Source organism: Pseudomonas sp. PB103 (assembly GCF_009764635.1).
Taxonomy (GTDB): Bacteria; Pseudomonadota; Gammaproteobacteria; order Pseudomonadales; family Pseudomonadaceae; genus Aquipseudomonas.
Genome location: NZ_RWIL01000049.1, coordinates 75,121 through 100,214, shown reverse-complemented (window position 1 = coordinate 100,214; position 25,094 = coordinate 75,121). Strand labels below are relative to the sequence as shown.

The following is a 25,094-nucleotide window of genomic DNA, read 5'->3' as shown; positions in this document are numbered from 1 at the left end:
TTATGTGAGTAATCAATTTTGACAATGTAGCTTTCGAATCAATACCGCAATAGTTGTGGTCCATTGAATACCACAAGCGGGCTCGTCCCCATATCGGCGAAAAGAGCCATCCACAAAGTTGCTTGGCCGGGCGAAGACGCTTTTATCTTTCATCCTCACCTCGCGATCTACTTCTTTAGCAATCGAAGTCCATTGAGCACGACAAGTATGCTCACTCCAACGTCTGCAAAAACAGCCATCCACATGGTGGCCAAACCCATGAGGATGAACACAAGGAAAATGGCCTTAATACCTAAGGCGAACAAAATGTTTTGCTTAAGAATCACAGCTGTCTCGCGTGACAGGCGGACGAAGGCCGGAATCTTGCGCAGATCATCATCCATTAAAGCAACGTCAGCCGTTTCAATAGCGGTTCCCGTGCCAGCCGCGGCCATGGCGAATCCGATCTGAGACTTGGCCAATGCAGGTGCATCGTTTATCCCATCACCGACCATCCCCACCACGTGCTTACGGCCCTTCAATTGATCAATTACTGAAAGCTTGTCGCTGGGCAACAAGTTTCCCCGCGCCTCATCTATCCCAACTCGTTTGGCAATCGCATCAGCCGTGTACGAATTGTCGCCTGTAAGCATCATGGTCTTGATACCCAATGCATGCAGCTCCTTGATCGCTGTCTGGCTTGAGTCCTTTACGGTATCGGCTACAGCAAACAACGCAAAAACCTGACTGGCGCTGGTCAAGGCTACGACTGTTTTGCCTTGGCGCTCCAGGCTAGTCAGAGATTCGTCCAACTGCGAAGTACCGAGCCCCAACTCCTGGATCAGTCGGTGATTGCCCAGGTAGAAGAGCTGGCCTTCAATCATCCCCTTTACCCCGCGACCGGGAAGGGCCTCAAAACTCTCCACTTGCAGGAACGTTGATGCGTCCGAGCCTTCGTACTTGGCAATTGCCTGTGATACGGGGTGATCCGAGCGTGCACTGAGGCTGGCGGCAACAATCTGAGGATGTACCTCTGAGTCTTCGGCTACCGGAATGTAGTCTGTCTGAACCGGTTTCCCATGGGTAATGGTGCCGGTTTTATCGAGCGCGACGAAACTCAGCTTGGCGCCTATTTCCAGGTAGATGCCGCCTTTAACCAAAATGCCTTTGCGAGCCGCTGCCGCCAGACCACTGACGATGGACACCGGAGTGGAAATGACCAGCGCACAAGGGCAAGCAACCACCAGAAGCACCAGTGCACGATAGATCCAGTCAGTCCACAATCCGCCCATAAACAGTGGTGGGAATACCGCAATCGCGACGGCGAAAAAGAACACCCCTGGCGTATAAATTTTGGCAAACTTATCAACGAACCGCTGGGTTGGAGCTCGCGAACTTTGGGCTTCTTCAACCGCGTGAATGATTCGAGCAAGGGTCGTATTGTTGGCCTCAGCTGTCACTCGATACTCGAAGGAGCCGGATTCGTTAATGGAGCCGGCATAGACAGGATCATCGACATCTTTTTCGATGGGCAAGCTCTCGCCCGTGATGGGCGCTTGGTTAACAGTAGAGTTACCAGAAGAGACTTTACCATCCAGGCCAATTCGTTCGCCGGGGCGGACACGAACCAAGGCCCCAATCTCGACCGTTTTTACATCGACTTCCAGCCAACTACCGTTGGGTTGGCGCACGGTAGCTCGTTCAGGGGTCAAGTCCATCAGCCCCTTGATCGCATTGCGCGCACGATCCAGCGATTTCGCTTCGACCATTTCCGCAACGGTGAAGAGAAACATGACCATCGCGGCTTCTGGCCACTGTCCGATCAACACCGCTCCGGTAACCGCGATGCTCATCAGCGCGTTGATGTTCAGGTTGAGGTGTTTGATCGAGATCAAACCCTTCTTGTAGGTCGTAGGCCCGCAGAGCACGATGGCGAACAAGGCTATGACCGCTATCACCCATTCAGGCGCGGAGTTAGTGAAGTGCAGGACTTCAGCACCCACGGCAGCGACACCGGAAAGCGCTAATGGCCACCATGTGCTCTTAGGTGATTCCGCCTGGGGAAGGACTTCTGGCGTATCTGCGCTGGTTGCATTGCCATTAGCCGTCAAAGGTTCGGCGTGCATGCCCAGCGATAGCACTGCTGCCTCGATACCCAAGGTGTCGGGTAGCTCGTGCCAGACAGCCATCGTGCGGTTCATCATGTTGAACTCGAGCTTTTGAATGCCGCTCATCTTCGCGAGCTTGTCCTCGATCATGGTCTGCTCGGAAGGACAGCACATCTGCCCAATCCTGAAACTGCTGAAACGAGTCGCTTCGTCGGTATTGGTGGGAGACACGTTTTCGATGCCGACTTTGGGACTACCCGCAGCAGATGGTGGGCAGCAAGCATCGATAAAAAGGTCATTATCAACCGTAGCAGCAGGCTGGCTCGGCTCGGCAAGGCTGTACAGGGCAGATGGCGGTGCTACGACAGCGCAGTTCGATTTACTGATATCGGAGCCGGGGGAGCAGCAACCCGCGCCCTTTACTGAAGAAGGCGCTGAGCTGACGTCCAAAGTTTTCGCGGAGCAGCAACTACTGTTGGACTGTGCTGTAGTTGTATTACACATAGTCGCGGCAGGTGCACAGCAGCCGGTCGGTGCTGCCGGGTCAAATACCTCAACGGCGGCGTCACTTTTCGGTGTTTGTTCATCACCGCAACAGCTTTTCATAAAGGCACTCTCCACAATTTATTGTGAAGAGTGAACACCCTATAGCCACTATAAGGTCAAGCGGATTGTCGAGCCCGGTGAGCTTTTTTCATTCCGCATTCCGCACGCGCCCTTATTAACGAGCTTGGTTGATTTCGCTCCAAATCAGATCGTAGAGCTGTTGAGCGCCGAAGTTAGTCAGGGGTTTACCGTTAACGAAAAATGTCGGTGTTCCCTTCACACCTACAGTTTTGGCATCAGCGGCATCTCTTTCTATCGTGGCGGTGATCTCCGGCGACATCATGTCCTCACGAGCCTTAGCCACGTCCAAGCCCGCTTGGGCCGCTACGTCCCAAGCTGCTGATGCTTTCGCATCGTCATGCCACTGCGGTTGAGCAGCGAGGACAGCTTCAAGTACCGGCACAAAAACACCCTGCTTACGTGAAGCCTCGAGCAGACGTATGGCTTCTTCAGACCCTACGTGAAGCTTCACATAGCGCAGCACTAAGCGAACATCGCCTGGGTGTTGTGACATCATCTTTTTGACGATAGGGTAGAAGGCACGGCAGCTTTCACAAGATGGATCGAAGAATTCTACGATTGTCACCGGGGCGTCGGCAGGGCCGAAGCTTGGTGAGTTAAACCGCACTAGCGCGCTGGTTTGCGGTACAGGTGCTGTAGCCTGGGGCACAGTGGCAGCACGATTGTAGAAAAATGCTGCGACGGCAAAGCCTACGATGGCTAGCACGCTGATGGAGAGGACGACGGCGCGTCTGCTCATACGGTAAATCTCCGACGGATAAGAACGAGAAAAATGATCAGCAGGCTGAACACGCCCAGCGATAAAAGTGGCAGCGGAACACCACTGAGGATGGTCATGTCGGCACCGGAGCAGGAAGGGCCGGCCCCGCAAGGTTTGATGCTTTCAGGAATCAGTCCGAAATAAAGCAGGTTGTGATACAGAGCGATGAGCCAACCCATGACTGCTAATGGCAGTGCATAGCGCCAAACACCGGTGTCCGATAAACAGCAGGCGACGCCCAATACCAGGACGAGTGGAAACATGAAGGCTCGTTGAAACCAACAGAGCACACAGGGCAGTTGCCCCATGACTTCACCAACGAATAGCACGGCGATTGTTGATACCAGAGCAAGCAACCAGGCACAGAGCAACAGCGCCCAAGCTCCGGATTGATGTTGTTTTAAGGGGGCTTCCATAGGATTCAGTCCACTTTTCTATTGAGCGCACGCAGATTTGCTTATCGCCTAAGGCGCGTAGAATGAAGATTCTAGCAACTATAAGGTCAAGCGAAATGAGTTCGACCAAATACACAGTCGGTGATCTGGCGAAGGCGACTGATACCAAAGCGGTGACCATCCGCTATTACGAGCAGGTCGGCCTCCTGCCTTCTGCAGGGCGTTCAGCATCAGGCTATCGCTTCTACACCGACGAGGAGCGCGACCGTCTATTGTTCATCCGACGTAGCCGCACACTGGGCTTCAGCCTTGACGATGTTCGAGAGTTGCTGGGCTTTGCGGATAACCGCGACGCTTCCTGCGCCAGGGTGGACGCAAAAATCGAGGGGCAGTTAGAGCAGGTTCGAATGCGCATCCGAGACCTGCAAGGCTTGGAGGTGGAGTTGGAGCGTTTGATTGCTTGTTGCGAGGGCGGCGTGATCGAGCAGTGCCGTATTATCGAGTCGATGTCCAATCCCCGTTAAGGATGCTAACCGGCCACCCCACAATTTTGGCGGGAGTCCTGTTGAATGAACTGATCATTTATATCGACTATGTGGTGGTTTCGACTCCGTCTTGGCGGTATCAAGAGTCGCAGGTGCAATGACGTAACGCACGCCGTTGAGGGATGAACCAACGCTTGGGCTTTGATGCCTATACCGGCTAGAGCGTTTGCGTTGATCATAGTGATTGACTCTCAGATTCAGTGATAGTCATAGAAGTGGGCATGCTGCTGCCCGTTATTTCCGTCCACACTGTTAACTGTGGCAGGATTAAAATGACATGCCTTCAGACACCTGAATCAGCATTTCTTCAACTAGATGTGTGCCGTGAGACGTAGTGACCATTGCCAGTGGGCTTTTTCCCAAAAAACGGGCTTTGGGTTTGGAAAGCCATTGTTTGGCCTTCCCTTCGTCCCCGAACATGATCTCGGCCATGGCGGTAATGTGTGCGAACCGGAACAGGCGATCGCTCTCATCCGACGTTAAAAGCTGATCGCTTGCCAATTTTGTTTTGAGCGTTTTGGGGTGAATGATTATGTCGCGTTCTTGCGGATTTACGGTGCCATCAGCACAAAGCGATGAAATCAGGCCGGCCGAAAAGCCAGCTACTATCATGTCGTGAATGTCTTGATCCGAAGCGTTGGAAGGGATATGGAGATACGCAGCCAACCGCTTGCGGTAAGCATGATAGGCATCCTCACGCAGGACTCCAGCAAACATCGGCCGTACTGATATTGCACTGTTCATGGGCGTCAGCACTAATGTGCCATTCGCTATCGTTAGCTCTAAATGATCACCAACACCTAACCCCATTTGGTCAAGCAACTCTGGAGGTAGGTCAATGATGATGTCGCCAGTACCGTCCTCAGTATTCTGGCACTTGACTATCCAATGCTCGCTCATGATTGTCCGGCCCTCATCCGCGACTAGAGAATGACACACATCATTATGCTCGGGCGCAGAGCTGACCAAAGGAACGTGCACTCCTCCAGTAGACATGCACTGCCGCTGCTCGAACGCCGGATAGCGAGTGCAACAGCAAAAAATGGGGCAATGGCTTTGCCGCCTTTCCACCGTCACATGGTTACGAGCTTGAGCGTGATCTGGCAACTACACGAAAAGGATATGACATGAACCCTGATGAGCTTTATGTTTCCGTCGACGTCGAGACTTCTGGACCTATACCAGGCGAATACAGCCTGCTTTCCATTGGAGCTTGCCTTGTAGATCAACCTGCCACGTCCATCTATCTTGAACTACGACCTGACAGTCCAAAACACGACCCAGAAGCACTGGCAGTATCGGGGCTGAGTCTGGAGAAGCTGGAGCGCGAAGGACTCACTCCGCAACAGGCGATGCTGACATTTGGTGAATGGCTGAAATCGTCCTGCCAAACGGGGCAAAAGGTCATTTTCGTAGGACTCAATGCGCCGTTTGACTGGTCATTCGTCAATTACTACTTCCACAAATACCTGGAAACCAACCCCTTTGGTTTTACCGCCATCGACATGAAGGCCTACTTTATGGGCGCTTTAGGTTGCAGCTGGCAGGAAACAAAATCATCCAAGATGACCGCTGCGCTGAAGCCACTCAGCGAGCCGAACCATAACGCATTGGATGATGCCCGCTTTCAGGCAGAGCTCTTCGCCCTGATGCTAGCGGGTAAAGATAAACGCTGACCTGCCTTCCACCTCACGGACTTAAAGCTCATCTGACCCAGGCTGCCTCAACATATCGGCCGTCCCTGAACGACCACGCCTTGATACCTTCAGGTTTTTCGGACTTGCCGACAATAACGGCTATCGGGTGCGGCAAATCCTGCGTGTAACGTGCAGCAAATTTGGAGAAACTTCCGATATCTGCCGGAGAGATCACCGGAACGGATTGGGGGTGTGTATGCCAGTAGCCCACCAGACGTAACCCTTGTTCGTTGGCAGCCCTGATCTCCTGACGGCACCGCTCCGCATCCAACTCTAGCCAAGACCAACCTGACCGATCGGCGCGATGAGGCACCGTGGCCAAGGCCAACAGCAGACCTTTCGGATCAACCGGATTGACGAATAACTGTCCCCCTCGCTCCACGCCAAAAAGGCCCTGCCGATGACTATCGAAGATGTTCGCGACAGCTTGGGACACCAATAGCTCGGTATTCACCTCCGGCCATCGCCAGCGCCATGCGATATCCGTCATACCATTTCATCCTTATGTTCCGGCCATCCGCGCTCGAGTAGGAGTTGCTGCGCCCCCTCTGGAAGTTTGGGCCCATGGTATTGGCCTCCTAGGCTCGGCACATCTTCAGGCCTGTAGATACTGCTGACCCAAGATGCAGTGGTGATGTTGCAGGTCAATGCACGTAAAGCCGTGTGCGACACCATAGAGGCGATATTGGTCATCCCCAGCGATCCGCCTGGAATAAAGCTCTCCCCACAAGCGGGCAGTGGAACCACACCTCCTCCCGGCCACTCGGTAAACTTATGAAGAAAATCGCCGATGTCCGTGAATAAATGACGGCCATCAAAGGTACCGGCTGGTGCGAATAGCGCGTGGCCTACCTGGGTATACGGTTCGCTCCAGGCTTGTAAAAGTCCCCAAGAAACGCCGCTGGATTTGGCTCGCCATACAGTGACCTCCGACTGCCAGTCCGCTGTCGTAATCACCACAAGATCTGCGTTATCGAACACTTCTGGTTTGCTGCTCATAACTACTTCGGCGAAAGTCGAATAAGCGGTGCATTCTGTAGTCGGAAGATCTAACAGAATCTTGTCCCTCAACGCTGAGGCTTTCAGCCTCCCTAGGCTATCCGCTCCCAGAACGTGCCTACCCAGATTGGCTGACACCAGAGTGTCAGGGTCGATGAGGGTAAGGTGGCCGACACCGGAGCGTGCCAGTTGTATTGCCACCGCACTGCCTAACGAGCCAACGCCAACACAAACGACCCGAGCATTTTCAAGGTGCTTTGCAGTGCCGCTTATATCGCGGGACAGAATGGACGCACGATCAAGCACGTCTAGGGCAGTTGCGCGGACAAGTGCCGGAGGATGTGCATTTGCGATGGCTGGCCGGCGGCGCGCTGTGCGCAAGCCAAACTTTGCCCCCCGCTCTTGCTGTACGCCAAGCGAGCGCACATTGAGGCAATAAGTTGGAGCATCCGTCCCCCCAGGAAGCTCCAGGACAATCCATCGACTCGCCAACGTTCCATGCAGCTCAAACCATGCCAGCAATTGCTCGGCATCGTCTGGTTGAAGGTGTGGCGTGAGCCACAGCAATAAATCTTCTGGATCCGGGGTGCGGATATCCGGATAAGTCTGAAGCTTAACGTAAAAACCAGGAGTTTCGGCCGCGCGAATGACAGCGGAGCGCCCGACAACCCGTCGGTAATGCCCTTTGAGTGCAGCTATGTTCGATGCTAGCCAAACCGTTTCCTGACCGGATGGCACAGCCCGGCGCGGATCGCTGAGAGCAAACAACTGCGAGGCAGCCTGAGGTCGATCCAAAAGTAAAAGGTTCTGGTACGACTGTCCGTGCTGAAAAGACCAGTAGGTAGTGATCTCATTCTGAAATTCGATATCGCGCGCTGCCTGACTTGATCCCATCTTGGACAACGAAACGATCTGGGCCAAGCGAGCAAGGCTGTCCTCTACCACGACCTCCGGGGAGCCCATAATGGGGCGTTCCTGAAAGCCATGAAGGCAAAGCCCCGACTTAGTGGCATGCGGCCAAACCAGCCATGGAGAAGGTTCGACGTTCAGCCGCAAGAGCCCACGGGGAAAGTTGGAGGGGAAACCAATACGCAGTCGCCGCTCCTGCCCCGTGTAATCGATGGGCAAGGGGAAGTGAAAGCACGCCGCTTCGTCAGCCCGCATGGGTGCGGGCTGGAGCAATGCATCAGCTGCATCCTGACCTAGGGTATCTCGCAGTGCGGCGATTCCGCGCTGCAATGGCGTCTTAAGAGGATCAGCCAAGGCGTCCAACTGGCTTTACGCTCGACTGAGAGGTTCCGCCACCGCTGGCCCCTCCGAAGAGCGAACCCATCGAAGCAGAGTTTCGAGTAGTGCCATCCGGTCGGCCAGGCATCGTCCAATTCGCAGGGATTTCATTGTTTACTGTTGTGATGAACGCCGGCGCAATACCGAAGTTCTTTTTCACTGCCTCGGCAAAAGAATCATTGGATTCAAAACTTTCCAAACCTAATGACACAGAAGCACTGGCGTCCGCATGCCATTTGGAAAATGCTTGACGATAGCCTTGCCCCTCACCCGGTCGATTCCACTTCTCTGCAAAGTTTTCGCCGTTATCGGCAGGGTTGCAGACAAAGCAATCGCTACCTCTATACGCAATGTGCTGCGGTATTCTGCGAACGATTTCCAAAATTGCATCGAGCGGTGCCAATGGCTTTGACTGGGACTCTTTCACGACATCCAGGTATGCGTGAGTGGCCAGGGTCGTAATGACCGCAGAAATTGGGCGAGTATCAGCGCTTTTTGTCTTGATAGCCCATTCATCGCGATGCCGCTTCAGCAGCTTTATGGTCGCGCGCAGGGGATCTTGATCGATGTAATCCTGATAGTGCGGCAAAGGATCTTGTGTCGCGGCATCAAGCATTCTCTGGCTTTTGGCAATCACCAAGCTTTCCAGAAAGATTTCCTGGGCGGAAGCGACCTGCAACCAATTCGAGTAAGGAATAGGGCTGCTTGCTTTCCACCCTGTGACCCGATCCGGAACCTCCAGCTTACCCTCGCCGTTTGCTTCGCCATTTCCGTTGATCGCGCGTGCAGGTGTGACGTCGATGTGGAAGCCTGGATTTTCGTCGGCATAAACGATGCGGATGCCCCGACGTAATTGTTTAACTTCTTCCTGAACGCGGGAGCCTTCCCTAAAACGCTGCTCAATCGCCTCTAGAACTTCCTTCGCACTAGCGCCTTGAGCGTGAGGGAGCCAGATAATCGCGTCCGCATCAATGGTGTCCAGATCCGCAGGCGCGCCGGGGATTGGCTTGATGGTCGTTTTCAGCCGCATCGAGCCTTGAACGAAGATATGGGCCTCAGCGAGCAGCGGGTTGTCGGAAGCCGAGAGGATTTTTTCCAGTTGGGAGTAGCGGTCATTTATTTTTTCGTACTGCGCTTCCGACAGCGAGATTTCCCGCGCGGCGCGAAGCAGAAAATATTCCCAACTGCTGCGCTTGGTCTGTTCGTTGCTCAATAGCATTTACCTAGCCTCCTGGGCCACCGAGCCCAATTGCAGTGTTTGCGTAAACCGATCCTGGTTTTCTTTGTCCCGATCGAAGATCAGGTACGTATGTTGATGCTGCGTTGTGAGCAACGCGCCAAACTCGATGGCCAATGCCGCAGGAATAGCGGCGAAGACGTGGATAGGGTCAGGAGTCAGAGCTTCAAGCTGACTCAGTCGTATTTGAAGTGCGTCGCGAAAGGCATGAATCACTCGACGGTTCTGTACCATCGCATAGCTTGGTTCTGGGATCGACAGCTCTGCAATACGTGCACCCGGCAGAGCGTCGGTCACGTCGCGAACTGGGACTTGCGCAGAAATGGAGAGCACCAGCGCCAGTGGCCCGTCGCCTTCGGGGGGAGGTGTAAACAAAAAAACGGGCGGCTCAGCGGACTGATCGGGCCAGCGCAAACGATGTTCGCGGTGAAAGGAGAAGATCAAGCGCTTGGAACGGTCGCCGATACTCTGGCCCAGCATCATCAAAGCCGGGATGTCGGCCAAGCCGACTACTGCCAGCGCGGGCGAGTCGCCGTAGGTACCGCCGCGACGCTTGAGTTGCTGTTCCAGCTCATACTGGATGCTGTCTTTGACGTTCAGCCAATAGGTAGTGTCGCGGCCGCGTGGTCCTGGCGCAGGGAAAGTGATTTTGATGCCTTGATCGAAGGCGGTTAATCCCTCGGCGGACATCGCAGTCAACAGATCGCGAACGGGAATATCGTTGATTGTCTGAAAATGCTGACTTTGGACGATGAGAGGAATGGCTCTACCACCATCGGGGGTCGTTGCGGCGAGTCGGATGCGTTCCAGGTACGCTTGGTGTAAACCACTCAAATCATTTTCAGGATACCCATCTGCGTCACGATCAATTTTGTCATGACAACCTGGGCACAGGAGCATCAGATTAGCGGTATCGTTTGTGTGCGCCTCAGCATCATGATCCGCGCGTCCCCGAGGGCCTTTGGGACTGGCGGGCAGAATATGCGCCACTTCGCCCCATCTCATTGGCTTGCCGGCACGATAGTCGAACGTCAGATCCGTACCGCACAGTTCACAATGACCAGCGGTCTGTGTCCATACGATCCGCTTCGTCTCATCATTTGTGTTGAAGCGCCCGCTTGCGGGCTTAGCGTCTTCTTGTTCTGCCATTCCGACCTACCCCCGAGAAACATCCATGATTGAAAACGATGATGGCAAGATAAGATCATATTAAGGTCATTTGCCTCAATTTCAAGAGAGATATGAGGGTGACGAATGCTGAGTCGGCTTTGAGCCAGAATGCTCTTGGCCCATCGAAACGCAGTGGTGGCAGCGTTCGTTTTCTGGCAAGTGCTGGTGGGTTAATGGCACTGACCACAGCGTATGTATCGAAATTAGCGAGTTTATGCAAAAGACATAAACTCGCTAATTTCAATACACATCGCGCACAGGCCTGATGAAAACGAGCTGTGCAGCTCAAACGAGGCTGCAAGAGCAGCCCCTTTTGTGCATTTTCTCCGCGTCAGTCCCTGCCAAGCTCAGCGGATAGGTTTCGACGGCGCATGAGCTGATAGGCAGCCGGAATCACAAACAGCGACAGCAAAGGCGCCGTGACCATACCGCCAATCATCGGGGCGGCAATGCGGCTCATTACCTCGCTGCCGGTACCGCTTCCCAAAAGTATAGGTAACAAACCAGCGATAATCACCGCCACGGTCATGGCCTTGGGGCGAACGCGCTGCACAGCGCCTTCACGAATCGCGGCCATTAACCCGCGTTCTGTGTTGTCACCGAGGTCTTGACGCTCGGCCCAGGCATTTTTCAGGTAGAGCAGCATGATCACGCCAAATTCGGCAGAAACGCCGGCCAAGGCGATAAAGCCAACCCCGGTGGCAACCGACAGGTTGAATCCCAACAGATAAAGAAACCATGCACCGCCCGTGAGGGCAAATGGCAGCGTGGCCATAATCAGCAGGGCCTCGTCGAAGCGGGCAAATGTCAGGTAAAGCAGGACGAAGATGATCAGCAGCGTGGCAGGGACCACCAGTTTTAGTCGTGCGTTGGCCCTCTCAAGAAATTCGAACTGACCTGAGTAGCTCAGGCTCATGCCGGGCTGCAACTTGACCTGCTCGCTGACGAGCCGGCGCAAATCGGCGACTACGGAGGCAATATCCCGGCCGCGCACGTCGATGTACACCCAGCCTGAAGGCCGTGCGTTTTCACTTTTGAGCATCGGCGGCCCGTCGTTGACCTTGATCTTCGCCACTGTGCCAAGGGTGATCTGGCTGCCTAGCGGGGTGTAGATTGGCAACTGCTCCAAAGCGCCAAGCGAATCCCGCCATTCCCGAGGGTAACGGACGTTGATTGGGAAGCGTGCAAGCCCTTCAATGGTCTCGCCGACATTTTCACCGCCGATAGCGCCGGACACGATCGACTGCACATCGGCGATATTCAGTCCATATCGGGCGGCGGCTTTTCGGTCGATATCCACGTCGATGTAACGTCCACCGGTCAATCGCTCGGCCAGCGCCGAACTGACACCGGGTACGCTCTTGGCCACTCGCTCGACCGCCTGAGTCGCGGAATCAATCTCCGTCAGATTGGTGCCGGCAATCTTTACACCAATGGGGCTTTTGATCCCCGTAGCCAGCATATCGATTCGGTTGCGAATCGGTGGTATCCAGATATTGGTCAACCCAGGAACTCGCACGACTCGGTCCAGCTCTTCCACCAGTTTTTCCTGAGTCATGCCTGGGCGCCATTGCTCCTGTGGCTTGAACTGGATAGTGGTTTCGAACATCTCCAGCGGCGCCGGGTCGGTGGCAGTTTCGGCACGTCCCGCTTTACCGAAGACATGTTCGACCTCCGGCACGGTTTTGATGAGGCGGTCGGTCTGTTGCAGCAGTTGGGCCGCTTTCTGTGCGGACAATCCAGGCAGAGCCGAAGGCATATAGAGCAGGTCGCCTTCATTCAAAGGCGGAAGAAACTCGCCACCTAAGCGCGACATTGGCCAAAGCGCACTAAAAAACACCAACGCTGCCACCAGCAGCGTGATCCTCGGTCGCCGCAGCACTGCATCCAGAGCCGGCTGGTAGATCCGAATGAGCCAGCGGTTCAGCGGATTGTTTTTTTCACTAGGAATCCGTCCTCGAATCCAATAGCCCATCAATACCGGCACCAAGGTCACTGACAATCCTGCTGCGGCGGCCATGGCGTAGGTTTTTGTGAAAGCCAGCGGGCCGAACAACCGCCCCTCTTGCGCTTGCAGGGTGAACACCGGAATGAACGAAAGGGTGATGATCAACAAACAGAAGAATAGAGCTGGTCCAACTTCAGCCGCTGCTTCGGTCATTACATGCCAATGACGCTCACCCTTCAGTTCCTCACCAGGATTGGCGACGTGCCAGGCCTCAATCTTCTTGTGTGCGTTTTCGATCATTACCACAGCAGCATCGACCATGGCGCCGATGGCGATGGCTATCCCGCCCAAGGACATGATGTTCGCGTTAATCCCTTGGTAGCGCATGACAATAAAGGCCATCAGCACACCGACCGGCAGGGAAATGATCGCCACCAGGGACGAGCGCAGGTGCCAAAGAAAGATCCCGCAAACCAATGCGACAACGATGAACTCTTCGATGAGCTTGTGGCTGAGATTTTCCACAGCACGGTCGATCAGCTTGCTGCGATCGTAGGTGGTGACGATTTCCACCCCGGCCGGCAGGCTGCTTTTCAGTTCGTCGAGTTTGGTTTTGACCGCCGCAATGGTCTCGCGAGCATTCTTACCGCTGCGCAAAATCACCACGCCGCCAACCGTCTCGCCTTCGCCGTCGAGTTCGGTGATGCCACGGCGCATCTCCGGCCCCAACTGGATCGTGGCGACATCGCCCAAGTTCACCGGCACACCGCCCGATCCCAGCTTGAGTGGGATCGCCCGAAAATCATTGAGCGTTTTCAAGTAGCCGGAAGCCCGCACAATGAACTCGGTCTCTGCCATCTCCAGCACTGCACCACCAGTTTCCTGGTTAGCCTTGCCGATCGCTTCGCTCACCTCGGCCTGCGTAATACGAAGGCTGGCCAATTTGAGCGGATCTAGCTGTACCTGGTACTGCTTGACCATGCCGCCCACAGTGGCCACTTCCGCCACATTGGGCAGGGTCTTGAGTTCAAACTTGAGAAACCAGTCCTGAAGGGCGCGTAGCTGTGCCAGATCATGCCCGCCACTGCGATCCACCAGCGCGTACTGGAAGATCCATCCTACGCCTGTCGCATCTGGCCCCAACGCCGGCTTGGCGCTGGCCGGCAAGCGGCTTTGTACTTGGCTCAAATACTCCAACACCCGCGAGCGAGCCCAGTACAAGTCAGTGCCGTCTTCGAAAAGCACATAGACAAAGCTGTCACCGAAAAAGGAATAACCACGCACCGTCTTGGCACCTGGTACTGAGAGCATGGTGGTGGCCAACGGATAGGTGACCTGGTTCTCGACAATCTGGGGTGCTTGTCCCGGATAAGGGGTGCGGATGATCACCTGCACATCGGACAAGTCTGGTAGCGCATCAATGGGCGTGCTCTGCACCGACCAAAGGCCCCAGGCCGTGATAAACAGCGTCGCCAGTAGCACCAGGAATCGGTTGGTTACTGACCAACGAATAAGGGCAGCAATCATGGCTGGCCCCCTGATTTGTCCAGACGCTCAACACGCAATCCGTCGTCGGTCTGATTCACGCCTATCCGGACCTTGTCGCCCGTTTTAAGGCCCTGCATCAGAGCGGGATTGGCGAGCGGGAACGTCATCGTCATGCCAGGCATGCCCAGCGTCTTGAAAGGGCCGTGAGCGAGAGTGACTTCCTTATCGTTGATCTCAACGATTTGCCCATCCGCTTCATGCAAACCCGCGGCAGCTGCACTGGTGGGTGAAGGTTCCTCTGATTTGGCCACGATGCCCTTAAGACTGGCCTCCGAGTCGAGCAGGAACTGGCCAGAGCTAACCACTTTCTGGCCCTCTTCCAACCCTTTCAATATGGCCGTCTTGCCATCGCCTTCCTGCCCAAGTTGCACCTCCACGGGACGATAGCGACCGGCGCCTTCAGCGAGCATCACTAGGGCACGTCGACCGGTGCGAATGACCGCCTCGCTCGGCACCCACAGCACACTTTGCTCCGTTGAGCGATTGAGGCTCACTCGTGCAGTCATACCCGGCCTTAGACGGCCTTCTGGGTTAGGTAATTCGACGCGCACGCGAAGGGTGCGACTATCGGGATTGGTTTCTGGAAGAATCGCGCTTACCACGCCATTGAGCACGACGCCTGGGAACGCGGGCAAACGCGCCTCAGCCACTTGCCCCAGCTGAATCGACCCCGATTCAGTCTCCGGGACCGCCAGAGCCAGCCAGACGTTACTCAAACCATTCACGCGTGCCAGTGTTTCGCCGGCAGCAACTGTCATACCTTCGCGCACATCGAGTTCTTGCAACACCCCACTGATGGGGCTGGTGAGGGTCAGGTTTGGTTGGACTTTGCCACTGCGCTCTACTTGAGCAATCGATGCCGCCGGCATCCCGGTGAGCCGCAAACGCTGGCGAGCCGCTGCCAGCAAGCCCGCATCGCCACTACGCTTGAGTGCGAGAAACTCCTCCTGAGCCGCAGACCACTCCGGGACAAGAATATCCGCCAAAGCGGCGTTGGCTTTAATCACATCGCCAGGAGCGCGGGCATACACACGCTCGACGAAACCCGCCGTACGGGCCTGGATGACGGCAACGTCGCGCTCGTTGAAGGTCAATACACCCACAACATCCAGACTCGAATCAAACACACCTCGACTGACAGTAGCCAGTCGCACGCCAAGATTCTGGGTCAGGCTTGGATCAATGCGAACAGTGGCGCTGTCCCCCTTGCTATCCGCGTACTGAGGGACCATCTCCATGTCCATGAAGGGCGACTTACCCGGCTTATCGAATTTCTGTTGTGGGTACATGGGGTCGTACCAATACAGAACCTTGCGATCGACTGATGGCTTCGGCTTCTGCTCCGATGCTGCATCCGGTACTGCGCTCACCCTCGGTTGGGCCAACCAGTAACCACCGGCGACTCCCAAAGCAATTGAGATGCTGACAACAAAAACCCCTTTCCATGTTCGAGAGATCATTGAGCGGACTCCCCATAGGCGAAATACAGGCGAGCGCTGGTGAGAGCACGCTGCTCTTCAACATCAATCTGCTTGAGTCGGGCTTCGATAAGCTCGCGCCGAGCGGCCACGACGGAGTTCAAATCGCCCTTGCCGGCGCGATAGCTAGCCATAGTGAGCTCGACCTTTTCTTTAGCCAAAGGGAGCAGACTGCTCTGGGATCGATGGACGGCGCGATTCAGGCGCTCATAGTCGGCCACCTGATCTTCTAGTTGCTGGGTGTGCTCGCGTGAAAGGACTTCACGCTCAGCCTCAAGCTGGTTGAGTTCCGCGTGCTTGGCTGCAATTTTGGGGTTTTGTCGTGAGTCAGGAAACAGCGGTAGATCCCATGAAAATTGCACGCTGACCATGTCGCCGAACTCTCGGCCGCGATTCTGATAGTCGACTTCCCAGCTCCAATCCGACTGTTTTTCCGCTTCGGCTTCACGGACCTTGGCTTGCGCTTCGCGGGTCATTGGTTCAAACGCTGCCAATTCTGGGTGATGTTGCAGCTTATGAGAGTAACCAGATGCGTCGACAGGCCATTCAGGCAAGCTACCCACAGGTTTGTCGTTGGCGGCCGGTCCAATCCAGCGCTTCAGGGCCGCTCGGGCCTGCGCTCTCTGGCGAATCAGATCGTCCTGCTGCTCTTCCAGTTGTGCCGCTTCCTGTTTGGGCGTTACTGCATCAGCAGGTTGAGCGCCGCCGCCGGCAATTTGTGCCCGGACGGTATCGGCCAGCAGACGGTTTTCTTTGTAGAAGTCCTGAAACAGCGTGTCTTTGCGCTCAACCGAGTAGCTGTTGATCCAGGCCAACGCCGTGGCCTGACGAACCTTTAGACGTTCGACCCGGCGCTCAGCGGCTGCGCGGTCAATGGCCGCATCAGCGACCTCGACTCGGGCTTTGCGCTTGGCGCTGTTGGGCATCTCCTGACTGACTCCGACCATTCGCATAGTCATGAAGTCCTGGTCGATGCTCCAACGATCCGGGCCCCCAATGGGGTAGTTCTGTACGCCTAGCAGCAACTTGGGATCGGGTAGTTCACCAGCGGGGATGGCCGCACTACTGGCAGCCTGAATTTTCGCGTCTTGTGCAGTCAGCGACGGCGCATTGTTTTCAGCCAGCTGCAAAGCTTCATCGAGTGTCAATGCAGCAGCGAGACTCGGCAAGGCCAGTACGCTTGCCGCCAAGATGGTCACGAGGGGCCACCCTGTGCAATAGCACTTGGATTTCATGGTCACGATTCCTGTGATGATCCACCGCGCGCCTCATGAGACATGCGCGCAGATATGCCATCCCGCATGACGCGGAATGAGGCTCAGTGTGGTACAGGAATCAAATGCGGGGAGGTCGCCATACCCCTGATGGGGTTTGCACAGGATGGGAATCTATGGAGATGGACGCTTCGAGGGGGCTAGATAGGGTCACCGGAGGCTTGACGATGGAGACTTGCAGCATGCCGCCGGTCTTGCACTCCTGGCCCGGCTTACAGGGTTTTCCGTGCTCGGTGGGACTTTTCATGTCATGGCAGCAGTCTTGGCCCATGCCGTCCATCATTGCCATGCCCATGGTTTGCATGGGGCACGGCTCTGTCGGCGCCTGAACACCCGCCATCCCGCTGAGGGGAAGCGCAAGGCTAATCAGTAAAATCAGGCAAAGCCGTAGATAGCGTGTCATGTGCTGAAGTGTAGCCAGTAGAAATGGTGCTAACAATCACGTTCCAGGCTTCTTGGTTAGGTGCCAGACACCTCTATTCCGCGCTCATTTCCATTTCAGGACTTAGCGTGCCTAACCATGCGACAAGACAGATGATGAGGATTGCCATCAGGAATTCGAATTTCATGCTGCGGCGCAAGGCATTGACCGCTACAGAGTATTGACCATTGCGAACTGAGCGCTCCAATAGCGGGCTTAAGTGAAAGCGGTTCAGCGTGGCTAAAACGATCATTCCAGCAAAGAGCAGGATCTTCAAAAACAGCAACTGACCATAGGTACTCAGCATGACCTCATCAAGGTTGGGACCGACGATGAAAAGGTAATTTACTACTCCCGTTACGCTTATGATCGCAACGACCACACCGCCGGCCGACTCAAAGCCAGTCAGCACGCGGGCAAGAATTCGTGCTTCCTCTTCACCCTTCAGTGATTTCAACCGCAGCAGTAGGGCGAAGGCCGCTAGAGCACCCAACCAGCCACCCGCCGCTAATAAATGGAAAATATCGCTGAGAAAATGCCAGTAGCGGCGGCTGCCTTCGTCCATGGCACCATGCCCTGTCCAGGCTAGCGTGGCCAACGCGATTGCTCCACAGACGGTGACGATCCAGAGGCTGGGTGTCGGAAATCGTTTATTCAACGCGACGCCCAGAATTGCCCCCACCAAGGCGGCTATCCGAACCATCCAGGTCAACCCAACATCGGTGCCCATGATGACCATTTCAAAAATGTGATGATGTAGCTCCATAAGCTCCGATACACCGCTCATTGCTTTTGCAAGCAACAACATCGCAGCAAGGGACAGAGCTACACCTGCAACAGAGGTACCGTAAAGAAGCGACTCAAAGTTCAAGACCGTGCCCGATACCCTTTCCTTTCCCTTGAGGCTGTACAAGCCAAATATGGCCAGTCCAAATAACAACATCAGGTCAAAATAGAGAGTAAAGCGAACCACGATATTTAATGAGTCGCTCATGGATCATTTCACTTTGAATGAAAAGTTGCCGGTGATCGGGTGAGTATCCGAGGACACTGCACGCCATTCAACTTTGTAGGTGCCGGTGGTCAGCGGTGCAGCCGGCGTAATCACCATAGTTTTCGGATCACCACCAGCAGCGACGGCGGCCTTTACACCCATTGGTGAGTTAGGCATGCCAGGCATGTCGGTCATGATCAGCTTTGCACCGGAGAACTGAGTGGTGAGATTCTCAGAAAAATGCAGTTCGATTTTCGACGGAGCCGCCGCATCCGAGCCTTCTGCCGGAGTGGAAGCAAGAAGTTTTGGATGTGCCTGGGCCACTGCACTCAGAAGCAAACCAGCAGTGATTGCAACCGCCACGGACGTAGTTTTAAGGAATGACATGCAAGACTCCTCACAGCAAGCGCTGTTGATTCGAGGTTTTTTGGGAGGAACTAGTTTTTAATTTCGTTAAAAACCACTGTTGATTAACTCGGAGCCCCCGTCCTCTTCGCCAAGTTGAACAGGAGAAACTCGCTAGCCCTAACGTCACAGTGCGAGAACACGATGCCACACGATCACAAACTGTTCGATTACATTTCAGTCAGCTTGATACGATGTTTGGCATCTAATCGTTGAGCGTAGCAAGGCCTGGAGAAGAGACGGCGTACCGCAGGACCGGGGAGTTCAATCACTCCGCAAATTCGCAGAGGCGTAGCTAACCGCAGAACGCCAAGACGCCGTTGATCACAAATGTTTCCTCGCTCAGCTAACCGTGGAATCGACGGCCGGAAACTCAAGATGAAAAGCCGTTTTCCCGTCGCCTGACGTACACCAGATCTTGCCATTGTGCGCTTCGACAATTGATCGGGTAATCGACAGACCTAGCCCTGCGTTGCTCGGACTTCCTTCTCGCCGCGCTGGGTCCACGCGATAAAAACGATCAAACAGCTTTTCAAGATGTTCGGGGGCAATGGGCTCACCATGGTTTTCCACGACAACCGTTACCGACGCGTCCTTGTGCTGAATATCGACACTGATTGACGTCCCTTCATAGGTGTAGCGCAGCGCATTTGAGAGTAGATTGGAAATCGCTCGGTGGAGCATAAGGACATCACCTCGCACGCTCCCCCGTCCTGAAACCTTAAGCTCGATCCCTCGTTCATCAGCCAACAGGCGGTAGTACTCAAGCAATTTTTCCACGACAGCCACCAGGTCTATTGGCTTGTTCTCGTGCGTAATTAGACCATTGTCAGATTTCGCCAGAAAAAGCATGTCATCAATCATCCGGCTCATGCGCTTCAAGTCATCAAGATTGGAGTACAAATTGTCTTCGTAGTCCTCGATGTTTCTTTTTCTCGAAAGCACCACTTCAGTGTGGGTCATCAAGTTGCTCACGGGGGTCCGTAGTTCGTGGGCAATGTCTGCCGAAAAGTTGGATAACCGGACAAATGCATCGTCGAGCCTGGATAACATGGCGTTGAACGACAACACCATCTGTTGAAGCTCTTTCGGAACGGGTGCCAGGGGAATACGCTCCTTGAGTGATTTTGCTGACATGGAGGCAGCTACCCGTGTGACCTGGCGGATAGGCCGCATGCCACTGCTAGCTACCATCCAGCCGAGTGCAGCACTGACCAATGCGCTGATCACCAACCCTATCCAAAACCATCGTTCGAGCGTCTCGAAAAAGGACATATGCTGAGTAACGTCAAAAATCAACATGACAGTTAATGGCCTTTCTTGTCCCGTCACTACGGATTGGGCAGTCACACCACGGAACATCTGCTCTTGCTCCCGCCATTCCCAGACGGTTGTGTTTGTGGTTGTGCGAAACGCCTTCGGAACGTCGACCGGGCCGGGATCCGCAAACAGCACCTTGCCGTCGCCATCGATGATAAGCGCAGTCAAATCACGGTGTGCGCCCAGCAGCGCTTCTAACTCCGGTTTAGCCTCGCTGAATTGATCGATGTTGCTCAGCCCGGACAAGATCCGCTGAGTCGAGTGGAGTTTTTCGTACAATGCCTGCTGATCCAGCATCTTAAAATGATGCCGGCTGAGGTTATTGAAACTGAGTCCGGCGACCGTGAGCACAGCCGTTACCGCGAGCATAAACATCAGACTCATACGAGTCGTCAGGGACATCCGGTTCATCACGACTCCGAATCTGGTGCATCGAGCATGTAACCCATTCCCCTTGAGGTATGAATCAACTTGACCTCAAAATCGTCGTCTATCTTGGCCCTGAGCCGTCTCACTGCAACCTCGATAACGTTGGTATCGCTGTCGAAGTTCATATCCCAAACCTGGGAGGCGATAAGAGACTTTGGCAGCACCTCCCCTCGACGACGCAGCAGAAGCTCAAGCAACGCAAACTCTTTGGCCGTAAGGTCTATGCGTTTGCCTCCTCGGATGGCTCGACGCTTGAGCAGGTCCACTTCAAGGTCAGCCAGTTTCATAAAGGTTTGCGAAGGTGCGCTGCTACCGCGACGCAGCAACGTTCTGACTCGAGCAAGCAATTCAGAAAACGCGAAGGGTTTGATCAGATAGTCATCCGCACCGAGTTCAAGTCCCTTCACTCGGTCTTCAACGCGGTCTCTGGCGGTGAGAAAAAGCACCGGGACGTCTTTCCCGGAAGCGCGAACCTTCTGCAGGACTTCCCAGCCATCCAAACCCGGCATCATGACGTCGAGAATCAGCAGATCATAGGCTTCGCTCAAAGCGTGCTGAAGCGCCTCTTTTCCATTCGTGAAACGGTCGACATTGAACCCGGCCTCGTTGAGCCCTTGCTGCAAATAGATACCTATTTTTGGTTCGTCTTCAGCGACAAGAAGTCTCATGAGGTCGTTCTCAGATAATGGTTAAGCGGAGTCTGCAACGAAAACTGGCAGCCAACCAGCAACTGACAGAAAAGTAATCTTGGCTTCAGGTAGATGTCAGCGAGTGCTGGCTAGGGTTCAGACATGAGTACTTTATTGGTGCTCGACCGACCTCTGAGCGATGAATCGTATGGAAGTCGGATTCCCTCATGAGGAGCTACCCCTATGAACCGCCTGAAAATGCTGTTTTTTGTAAGCTCGATACTGGTCTCGGCTTCTGTGTGGGCTGAAAGCGGCGGAGATCGAGTCATTGAGCGTATGGAAGGTTTGCGCGACAAGGCCGAAGCCACGTTGATGAAAGCTGAACAAGCCCCTGAAGGAGAGCGTCACGTCCACATGGCAGAACACATGAAGATGCTTGGGGACATCATGAGCCAGCTCCACAACGATCACCCAGATGCCTCAATGTCACCCCAAGAGCATCTAGCCTGGATGGAGAAGCACGACAAAATCGTTGATGACGTTTTGCGCCAGATGCAGCGCGAGCACAAATTGATGCTTTCAGAAAACCATCAATAAACGCCCCCTGGATAAGTTCTTGTCAGCATCTTGTTGCGGCGTCAATTGGACGCCGTATCTATTTAGAAAACTGACAAAGAAGTAATGCCCAAGTCAGTTAGCTGGCAGCTGAGCATCATTAGCATAGCCAATGTTCCCACGTATTCCTGAGGTCACCATGAAAACTACGCTCGCTACTCCGTTCATCGCAGCAATGACCCTGTTTTTCGCTGCCACGGCTATGGCTAATGCAGGGCATGGACAAGACGACATAGGCCAGCCTGGTGTGGCCTCTGACGTTACCCGCACGGTTGAGGTCGAGATGGGCGACATTTTTTTCAAGCCTAAAAGCATCGACGTAAAACCTGGTGAAACAATCCGCTTTGTCCTTCGCAACGAGGGTTCGCTGCTGCATGAGTTCAACATCGGCAAAGCCGCTGCTCATGCAGCACACCAGAAAGAAATGGCAAGCATGTTCAAGAACGGAACACTAAGCCCTACCGGTACCGGGAAGATGAGCGGCATGAGCCACGGCATGGGCGGAATGAAGATGGTCGCAATGGAGCATGACGACCCTAACAGTGTCCTGATTGAGCCTGGCTCAACCCAAGAGCTGATCTGGACCTTCAACGACAGTGCAGGGCTTCAGTTTGCCTGCAACGTGCCGGGGCATTACCAATCGGGAATGGTCGGCGAGTTTGATCTGAAATAAACCGGAGTCGGCTATTTCTGCCGGCCCGACGCAAGAGTTGGCTACGCTAAGTCGCAAGTAACATAGCAACGCTTACTCAGCCGGGGTCCGTGCGGAAACATCACCGCACCACTGTGGAGCCGCAAATAATCGTTGTACTGAATATGCTCATTTCTAGTAGCACCTTACAAGGGGAATAGACATGCCTACCACCTCTGGCCATCACGACCATAATCACACCCATGCTGCTTCCCAGGATGATGCTGATCTACATGACCCGGTGTGTGGAATGGCAGTCACTTCGTCGAGTAAATTTGCTGAGACTTACCAGGGACAGACGTATCGGTTCTGTAGCCTGAAATGCCAGGAGAAGTTTCGAGCGGACCCTGAGCGCTACAGTGGCCACGTGGTGCGCGACGAGTCAGGCAGCACAACGCCGGAGTCTGCGGTACAAACGGGCGCTGAATTTACGTGCCCGATGCATCCTGAAATACGGCAGACCGGACCCGGTAACTGTCCTAAATGTGGCATGGCACTAGAGCCTGTCATGCCGGCGCTTGATGAAGAAGAAAATCCTGAACTCCGGGATTTCAATCGCCGCTTCTGGTGGTCGCTGCCCTTAACCGTGGTCGTAACCGTGCTCGCGATGGCGGGTCACTCGTTACAACTTCTTCATGGTTCAGCTCAAAACTGGATCGAGTTCGCTCTGGCGACACCCGTGACCTTATGGGCAGGATGGCCTTTTTTTGTAAGGGGACTGGCCTCGGTTAAAAATCGCAGTCCCAACATGTGGACTCTGATTGGGTTGGGCACCGCCGCAGCTTATCTGTACAGCGTCATAGCAACGCTCTTCCCCCAAAGTTTTCCCTCCAATTTCATGCAAGATGGACGTATCGGCGTTTACTTCGAAGCGGCAGCGGTCATCATCTCGCTCACGTTGCTTGGCCAGATCCTTGAGCTCAAAGCCCGATCACAAACTTCCGCCGCCATTAAGTCTCTTCTCGGCCTTTCGCCCAAAACTGCACGCCGGATCAATGCCGATGGCCAGGAGGAAGACATTCCTCTCACACATGTGCACCTGGGAGACCACTTACGGGTCAGACCGGGTGAAAAGGTGCCAGTTGATGGTTCGGTACTTGAGGGTGAAAGTGCGGTGGATGAGTCGATGCTCACTGGCGAGCCAGTCCCGGTAATGAAGAAAGCTGGAGATAGCCTGATCGGCGCCACGCTGAATACGCATGGGAGCCTGGTGATGGAGGCCCAGAAGGTCGGTGCCGAAACCATGCTGTCCCAGATCGTACAGATGGTCGCGAGAGCTCAGCGTTCCAAGGCGCCGATGCAACGAATGGCCGACTCGATTGCCGGCTACTTCGTGATGGGTGTTATCGCGATTGCGATAATGACATTTATCGGTTGGGGGCTTTTCGGCCCTGAGCCCAGTTGGGTGTTTGGTCTAATCAACGCTGTCGCCGTGCTGATCATCGCTTGTCCCTGTGCGTTGGGACTTGCTACGCCTATGTCGATCATGGTGTCGACAGGTAAAGCAGCCAGCATGGGTGTTTTGTTCAGAGATGCCAGTGCAATTGAAAGCCTTTGCAGAATCGACACGCTGATTGTCGACAAGACAGGCACCCTGACAGAGGGACGGCCCGTGTTTCACAGCGTGGAGGCCACTCCCACCTTCAATCCCGACGACGTCCTTCACCTGGCTGCCAGCCTTGATCAGGGCAGTGAGCATCCTTTAGCACATGCGATCGTCGATCACGCCCGAGCCGAGAACATAAAGCTCACCAAGCCCGAATCCTTTGAGTCGGATTCGGGTATCGGCGTCAGTGGCGTTGTCGATGGCAAGAAGCTCCAGCTGGGGAACACAGCGTTGATGGAAGCCGCAGGCGTGAGCACCAACTCCCTACAAGAGCGCGCTGAGGTGTTGCGACTTGACGGCATCAGTATTATCTACCTCGCCGTCGACGGCGCATTGGCAGGTTTGTTGGCCGTATCAGATCCGATCAAGCCAACCTCAAAAGAGGCCGTCACCAAGCTTAAGGCTCACAACGTGAAAATCATCATGGCTACTGGGGACGGGCTTACTACCGCTCGGGCTGTCGCCAGGGAGATGGGGATTGAAGAGGTCCACGGTGAAGTCAAACCCCAAGACAAGGAACGTCTGGTGGCAGACCTACAGCAACACGGGCGAAAAGTGGCCATGGCAGGTGACGGTATCAACGATGCTCCGGCCCTGGCGCGAGCAGATGTGGGGATAGCCATGGGAACGGGGACTGACGTGGCGATGAATAGCGCGCAACTCACGCTGGTCAAAGGTGACCTGATGGGGATCTTACGAGCACGAGCTCTTTCGGTCGCCACAGTTAAAAACATGCGCCAGAATTTGGGCTTTGCTTTTCTCTACAACTCAATGGGTATACCTCTTGCCGCTGGTTTGCTCTATCCATTGACGGGGCACCTCCTGTCGCCAATGATCGCTGCCATAGCCATGAGCGTCAGTTCCGCGTCGGTAGTTTTCAATGCATTGAGGCTGAGGAATACCCGAGTTGACTGACCTTCAAAATTGCAGCG

Annotated in this window: 22 protein-coding genes; 6 read left to right on the top strand and 16 right to left on the bottom strand. The window is 54.6% G+C overall.

Annotation, left to right across the window (positions count from 1 at the left end; translation table 11 throughout):
* Positions 1–167: 167 nt before the first annotated feature.
* Positions 168–2,261, bottom strand: coding sequence for a heavy metal translocating P-type ATPase (locus EJA70_RS09265; protein ID WP_158830574.1), 2,094 nt, complete (start codon positions 2,259–2,261; stop codon positions 168–170).
* Between EJA70_RS09265 and EJA70_RS31075 the strand changes: the two genes are divergently transcribed.
* Entirely contained in the window at positions 2,203–2,727 is a 525-nt protein-coding gene (locus tag EJA70_RS31075) for a hypothetical protein (protein WP_162184570.1), read from the top strand. The two genes, EJA70_RS09265 and EJA70_RS31075, sit on opposite strands and share 59 nt — an antisense overlap.
* Before the next feature lie 81 nt (positions 2,728–2,808).
* On the opposite strand, the gene EJA70_RS09260 is transcribed toward EJA70_RS31075, so the two are convergent.
* Positions 2,809–3,453, bottom strand: coding sequence for a thioredoxin domain-containing protein (locus EJA70_RS09260; RefSeq protein WP_042561909.1), 645 nt, complete (start codon positions 3,451–3,453; stop codon positions 2,809–2,811).
* The gene (locus tag EJA70_RS09255; RefSeq protein WP_042561910.1) at positions 3,450–3,890 is read right to left on the bottom strand and encodes a disulfide bond formation protein B; all 441 of its coding nucleotides are present in this window, start codon (positions 3,888–3,890) and stop codon (positions 3,450–3,452) included. Before EJA70_RS09255 ends, EJA70_RS09260 begins: the two co-directional genes overlap by 4 nt.
* 95 nt (positions 3,891–3,985) lie before the next feature.
* On the opposite strand from EJA70_RS09255, the gene EJA70_RS09250 reads away from it, so the two are divergent.
* Positions 3,986–4,393: a helix-turn-helix domain-containing protein gene (locus tag EJA70_RS09250; RefSeq protein WP_042562261.1), complete on the top strand. Its 408-nt coding sequence runs from the start codon at positions 3,986–3,988 to the stop codon at positions 4,391–4,393.
* Positions 4,394–4,681: 288 nt separating this feature from the next.
* On the opposite strand, the gene EJA70_RS09245 is transcribed toward EJA70_RS09250, so the two are convergent.
* Positions 4,682–5,314, bottom strand: coding sequence for an antitoxin Xre/MbcA/ParS toxin-binding domain-containing protein (locus EJA70_RS09245; RefSeq protein ID WP_080963325.1), 633 nt, complete (start codon positions 5,312–5,314; stop codon positions 4,682–4,684).
* A 227-nt stretch (positions 5,315–5,541) separates the two neighbouring features.
* Here EJA70_RS09245 and EJA70_RS09240 point away from each other — a divergent pair, with 227 nt between their 5' ends.
* On the top strand, positions 5,542–6,090 hold the full coding sequence (locus EJA70_RS09240; protein ID WP_158830536.1) for a 3'-5' exonuclease: 549 nt from the start codon (positions 5,542–5,544) through the stop codon (positions 6,088–6,090).
* 28 nt (positions 6,091–6,118) lie between these two features.
* Here EJA70_RS09240 and EJA70_RS09235 read toward each other — a convergent pair whose 3' ends face one another.
* From EJA70_RS09235 to EJA70_RS09180, 12 genes are all read right to left on the bottom strand, one after another.
* A complete protein-coding gene (locus EJA70_RS09235) occupies positions 6,119–6,601 on the bottom strand; it encodes a Mov34/MPN/PAD-1 family protein (RefSeq protein WP_034115605.1) in 483 nt (160 codons plus the stop codon).
* Positions 6,598–8,382, bottom strand: coding sequence for a ThiF family adenylyltransferase (locus EJA70_RS09230; protein ID WP_086794037.1), 1,785 nt, complete (start codon positions 8,380–8,382; stop codon positions 6,598–6,600). The genes EJA70_RS09235 and EJA70_RS09230 overlap by 4 nt, the downstream gene beginning before the upstream one ends.
* The gene (locus EJA70_RS09225; RefSeq protein ID WP_158830535.1) at positions 8,366–9,616 is read right to left on the bottom strand and encodes a nucleotidyltransferase; all 1,251 of its coding nucleotides are present in this window, start codon (positions 9,614–9,616) and stop codon (positions 8,366–8,368) included. The genes EJA70_RS09230 and EJA70_RS09225 overlap by 17 nt, the downstream gene beginning before the upstream one ends.
* Positions 9,617–10,783: an SAVED domain-containing protein gene (locus tag EJA70_RS09220; RefSeq protein WP_060480363.1), complete on the bottom strand. Its 1,167-nt coding sequence runs from the start codon at positions 10,781–10,783 to the stop codon at positions 9,617–9,619.
* Positions 10,784–11,135: 352 nt separating this feature from the next.
* The gene (locus EJA70_RS09215) at positions 11,136–14,279 is read right to left on the bottom strand and encodes an efflux RND transporter permease subunit (protein WP_034115513.1); all 3,144 of its coding nucleotides are present in this window, start codon (positions 14,277–14,279) and stop codon (positions 11,136–11,138) included.
* Entirely contained in the window at positions 14,276–15,760 is a 1,485-nt protein-coding gene (locus EJA70_RS09210) for an efflux RND transporter periplasmic adaptor subunit (protein WP_034115514.1), read from the bottom strand. The genes EJA70_RS09215 and EJA70_RS09210 overlap by 4 nt, the downstream gene beginning before the upstream one ends.
* Positions 15,757–17,013: a TolC family protein gene (locus EJA70_RS09205; protein ID WP_034115515.1), complete on the bottom strand. Its 1,257-nt coding sequence runs from the start codon at positions 17,011–17,013 to the stop codon at positions 15,757–15,759. The genes EJA70_RS09210 and EJA70_RS09205 overlap by 4 nt, the downstream gene beginning before the upstream one ends.
* 100 nt (positions 17,014–17,113) lie before the next feature.
* Positions 17,114–17,455, bottom strand: coding sequence for a hypothetical protein (locus tag EJA70_RS31070; RefSeq protein ID WP_074759366.1), 342 nt, complete (start codon positions 17,453–17,455; stop codon positions 17,114–17,116).
* 73 nt (positions 17,456–17,528) lie between these two features.
* Complete coding sequence (copD, locus tag EJA70_RS09195) at positions 17,529–18,467, bottom strand: copper homeostasis membrane protein CopD (RefSeq protein WP_158830534.1); 939 nt, start codon at positions 18,465–18,467, stop codon at positions 17,529–17,531.
* 3 nt (positions 18,468–18,470) lie between these two features.
* On the bottom strand, positions 18,471–18,854 hold the full coding sequence (gene copC / locus EJA70_RS09190; RefSeq protein WP_074759363.1) for a copper homeostasis periplasmic binding protein CopC: 384 nt from the start codon (positions 18,852–18,854) through the stop codon (positions 18,471–18,473).
* A gap of 360 nt (positions 18,855–19,214) precedes the next feature.
* A complete protein-coding gene (locus EJA70_RS09185) occupies positions 19,215–20,603 on the bottom strand; it encodes a heavy metal sensor histidine kinase (RefSeq protein ID WP_070411942.1) in 1,389 nt (462 codons plus the stop codon).
* Positions 20,603–21,289, bottom strand: coding sequence for a heavy metal response regulator transcription factor (locus EJA70_RS09180; protein WP_019816984.1), 687 nt, complete (start codon positions 21,287–21,289; stop codon positions 20,603–20,605). The genes EJA70_RS09185 and EJA70_RS09180 overlap by 1 nt, the downstream gene beginning before the upstream one ends.
* 204 nt (positions 21,290–21,493) lie before the next feature.
* Here EJA70_RS09180 and EJA70_RS09175 point away from each other — a divergent pair, with 204 nt between their 5' ends.
* From EJA70_RS09175 to EJA70_RS09165, 3 genes are all read left to right on the top strand, one after another.
* Positions 21,494–21,847, top strand: a complete 354-nt coding sequence (locus EJA70_RS09175) for a co-regulatory protein PtrA N-terminal domain-containing protein (protein WP_024616841.1) — start codon at positions 21,494–21,496, stop codon at positions 21,845–21,847.
* Positions 21,848–22,004: 157 nt separating this feature from the next.
* Positions 22,005–22,538 (top strand): plastocyanin/azurin family copper-binding protein, encoded by a 534-nt coding sequence (locus EJA70_RS09170; RefSeq protein WP_019816982.1) that lies wholly within the window; start codon positions 22,005–22,007, stop codon positions 22,536–22,538.
* A 181-nt stretch (positions 22,539–22,719) separates the two neighbouring features.
* A complete protein-coding gene (locus EJA70_RS09165) occupies positions 22,720–25,077 on the top strand; it encodes a heavy metal translocating P-type ATPase (RefSeq protein WP_158830533.1) in 2,358 nt (785 codons plus the stop codon).
* The last annotated feature ends 17 nt before the right edge of the window (positions 25,078–25,094 follow it).

Bases quoted from the DNA above. Each gene is read 5' to 3' on its own strand.
- EJA70_RS09265 (WP_158830574.1), bottom strand. From the start codon at position 2,261: ATGTGCTGTCCTTCCGAGCAGACCATGATCGAGGACAAGCTCGCGAAG.
- EJA70_RS09225 (WP_158830535.1), bottom strand. From the start codon at position 9,616: ATGCTATTGAGCAACGAACAGACCAAGCGCAGCAGTTGGGAATATTTT.
- EJA70_RS09180 (WP_019816984.1), bottom strand. From the start codon at position 21,289: ATGAGACTTCTTGTCGCTGAAGACGAACCAAAAATAGGTATCTATTTG.
- EJA70_RS31070 (WP_074759366.1), bottom strand. From the start codon at position 17,455: ATGACACGCTATCTACGGCTTTGCCTGATTTTACTGATTAGCCTTGCG.
- EJA70_RS09245 (WP_080963325.1), bottom strand. From the start codon at position 5,314: ATGAGCGAGCATTGGATAGTCAAGTGCCAGAATACTGAGGACGGTACT.
- EJA70_RS09260 (WP_042561909.1), bottom strand. From the start codon at position 3,453: ATGAGCAGACGCGCCGTCGTCCTCTCCATCAGCGTGCTAGCCATCGTA.
- EJA70_RS09250 (WP_042562261.1), top strand. From the start codon at position 3,986: ATGAGTTCGACCAAATACACAGTCGGTGATCTGGCGAAGGCGACTGAT.
- EJA70_RS09185 (WP_070411942.1), bottom strand. From the start codon at position 20,603: ATGAACCGGATGTCCCTGACGACTCGTATGAGTCTGATGTTTATGCTC.
- EJA70_RS09240 (WP_158830536.1), top strand. From the start codon at position 5,542: ATGAACCCTGATGAGCTTTATGTTTCCGTCGACGTCGAGACTTCTGGA.
- EJA70_RS09165 (WP_158830533.1), top strand. From the start codon at position 22,720: ATGCCTACCACCTCTGGCCATCACGACCATAATCACACCCATGCTGCT.
- EJA70_RS09255 (WP_042561910.1), bottom strand. From the start codon at position 3,890: ATGGAAGCCCCCTTAAAACAACATCAATCCGGAGCTTGGGCGCTGTTG.
- EJA70_RS09205 (WP_034115515.1), bottom strand. From the start codon at position 17,013: ATGAAATCCAAGTGCTATTGCACAGGGTGGCCCCTCGTGACCATCTTG.
- EJA70_RS09235 (WP_034115605.1), bottom strand. From the start codon at position 6,601: ATGACGGATATCGCATGGCGCTGGCGATGGCCGGAGGTGAATACCGAG.
- EJA70_RS09215 (WP_034115513.1), bottom strand. From the start codon at position 14,279: ATGATTGCTGCCCTTATTCGTTGGTCAGTAACCAACCGATTCCTGGTG.
- copC (WP_074759363.1), bottom strand. From the start codon at position 18,854: ATGTCATTCCTTAAAACTACGTCCGTGGCGGTTGCAATCACTGCTGGT.
- EJA70_RS31075 (WP_162184570.1), top strand. From the start codon at position 2,203: ATGCCGCTCATCTTCGCGAGCTTGTCCTCGATCATGGTCTGCTCGGAA.
- EJA70_RS09210 (WP_034115514.1), bottom strand. From the start codon at position 15,760: ATGATCTCTCGAACATGGAAAGGGGTTTTTGTTGTCAGCATCTCAATT.
- EJA70_RS09220 (WP_060480363.1), bottom strand. From the start codon at position 10,783: ATGGCAGAACAAGAAGACGCTAAGCCCGCAAGCGGGCGCTTCAACACA.
- copD (WP_158830534.1), bottom strand. From the start codon at position 18,467: ATGAGCGACTCATTAAATATCGTGGTTCGCTTTACTCTCTATTTTGAC.
- EJA70_RS09170 (WP_019816982.1), top strand. From the start codon at position 22,005: ATGAAAACTACGCTCGCTACTCCGTTCATCGCAGCAATGACCCTGTTT.
- EJA70_RS09175 (WP_024616841.1), top strand. From the start codon at position 21,494: ATGAACCGCCTGAAAATGCTGTTTTTTGTAAGCTCGATACTGGTCTCG.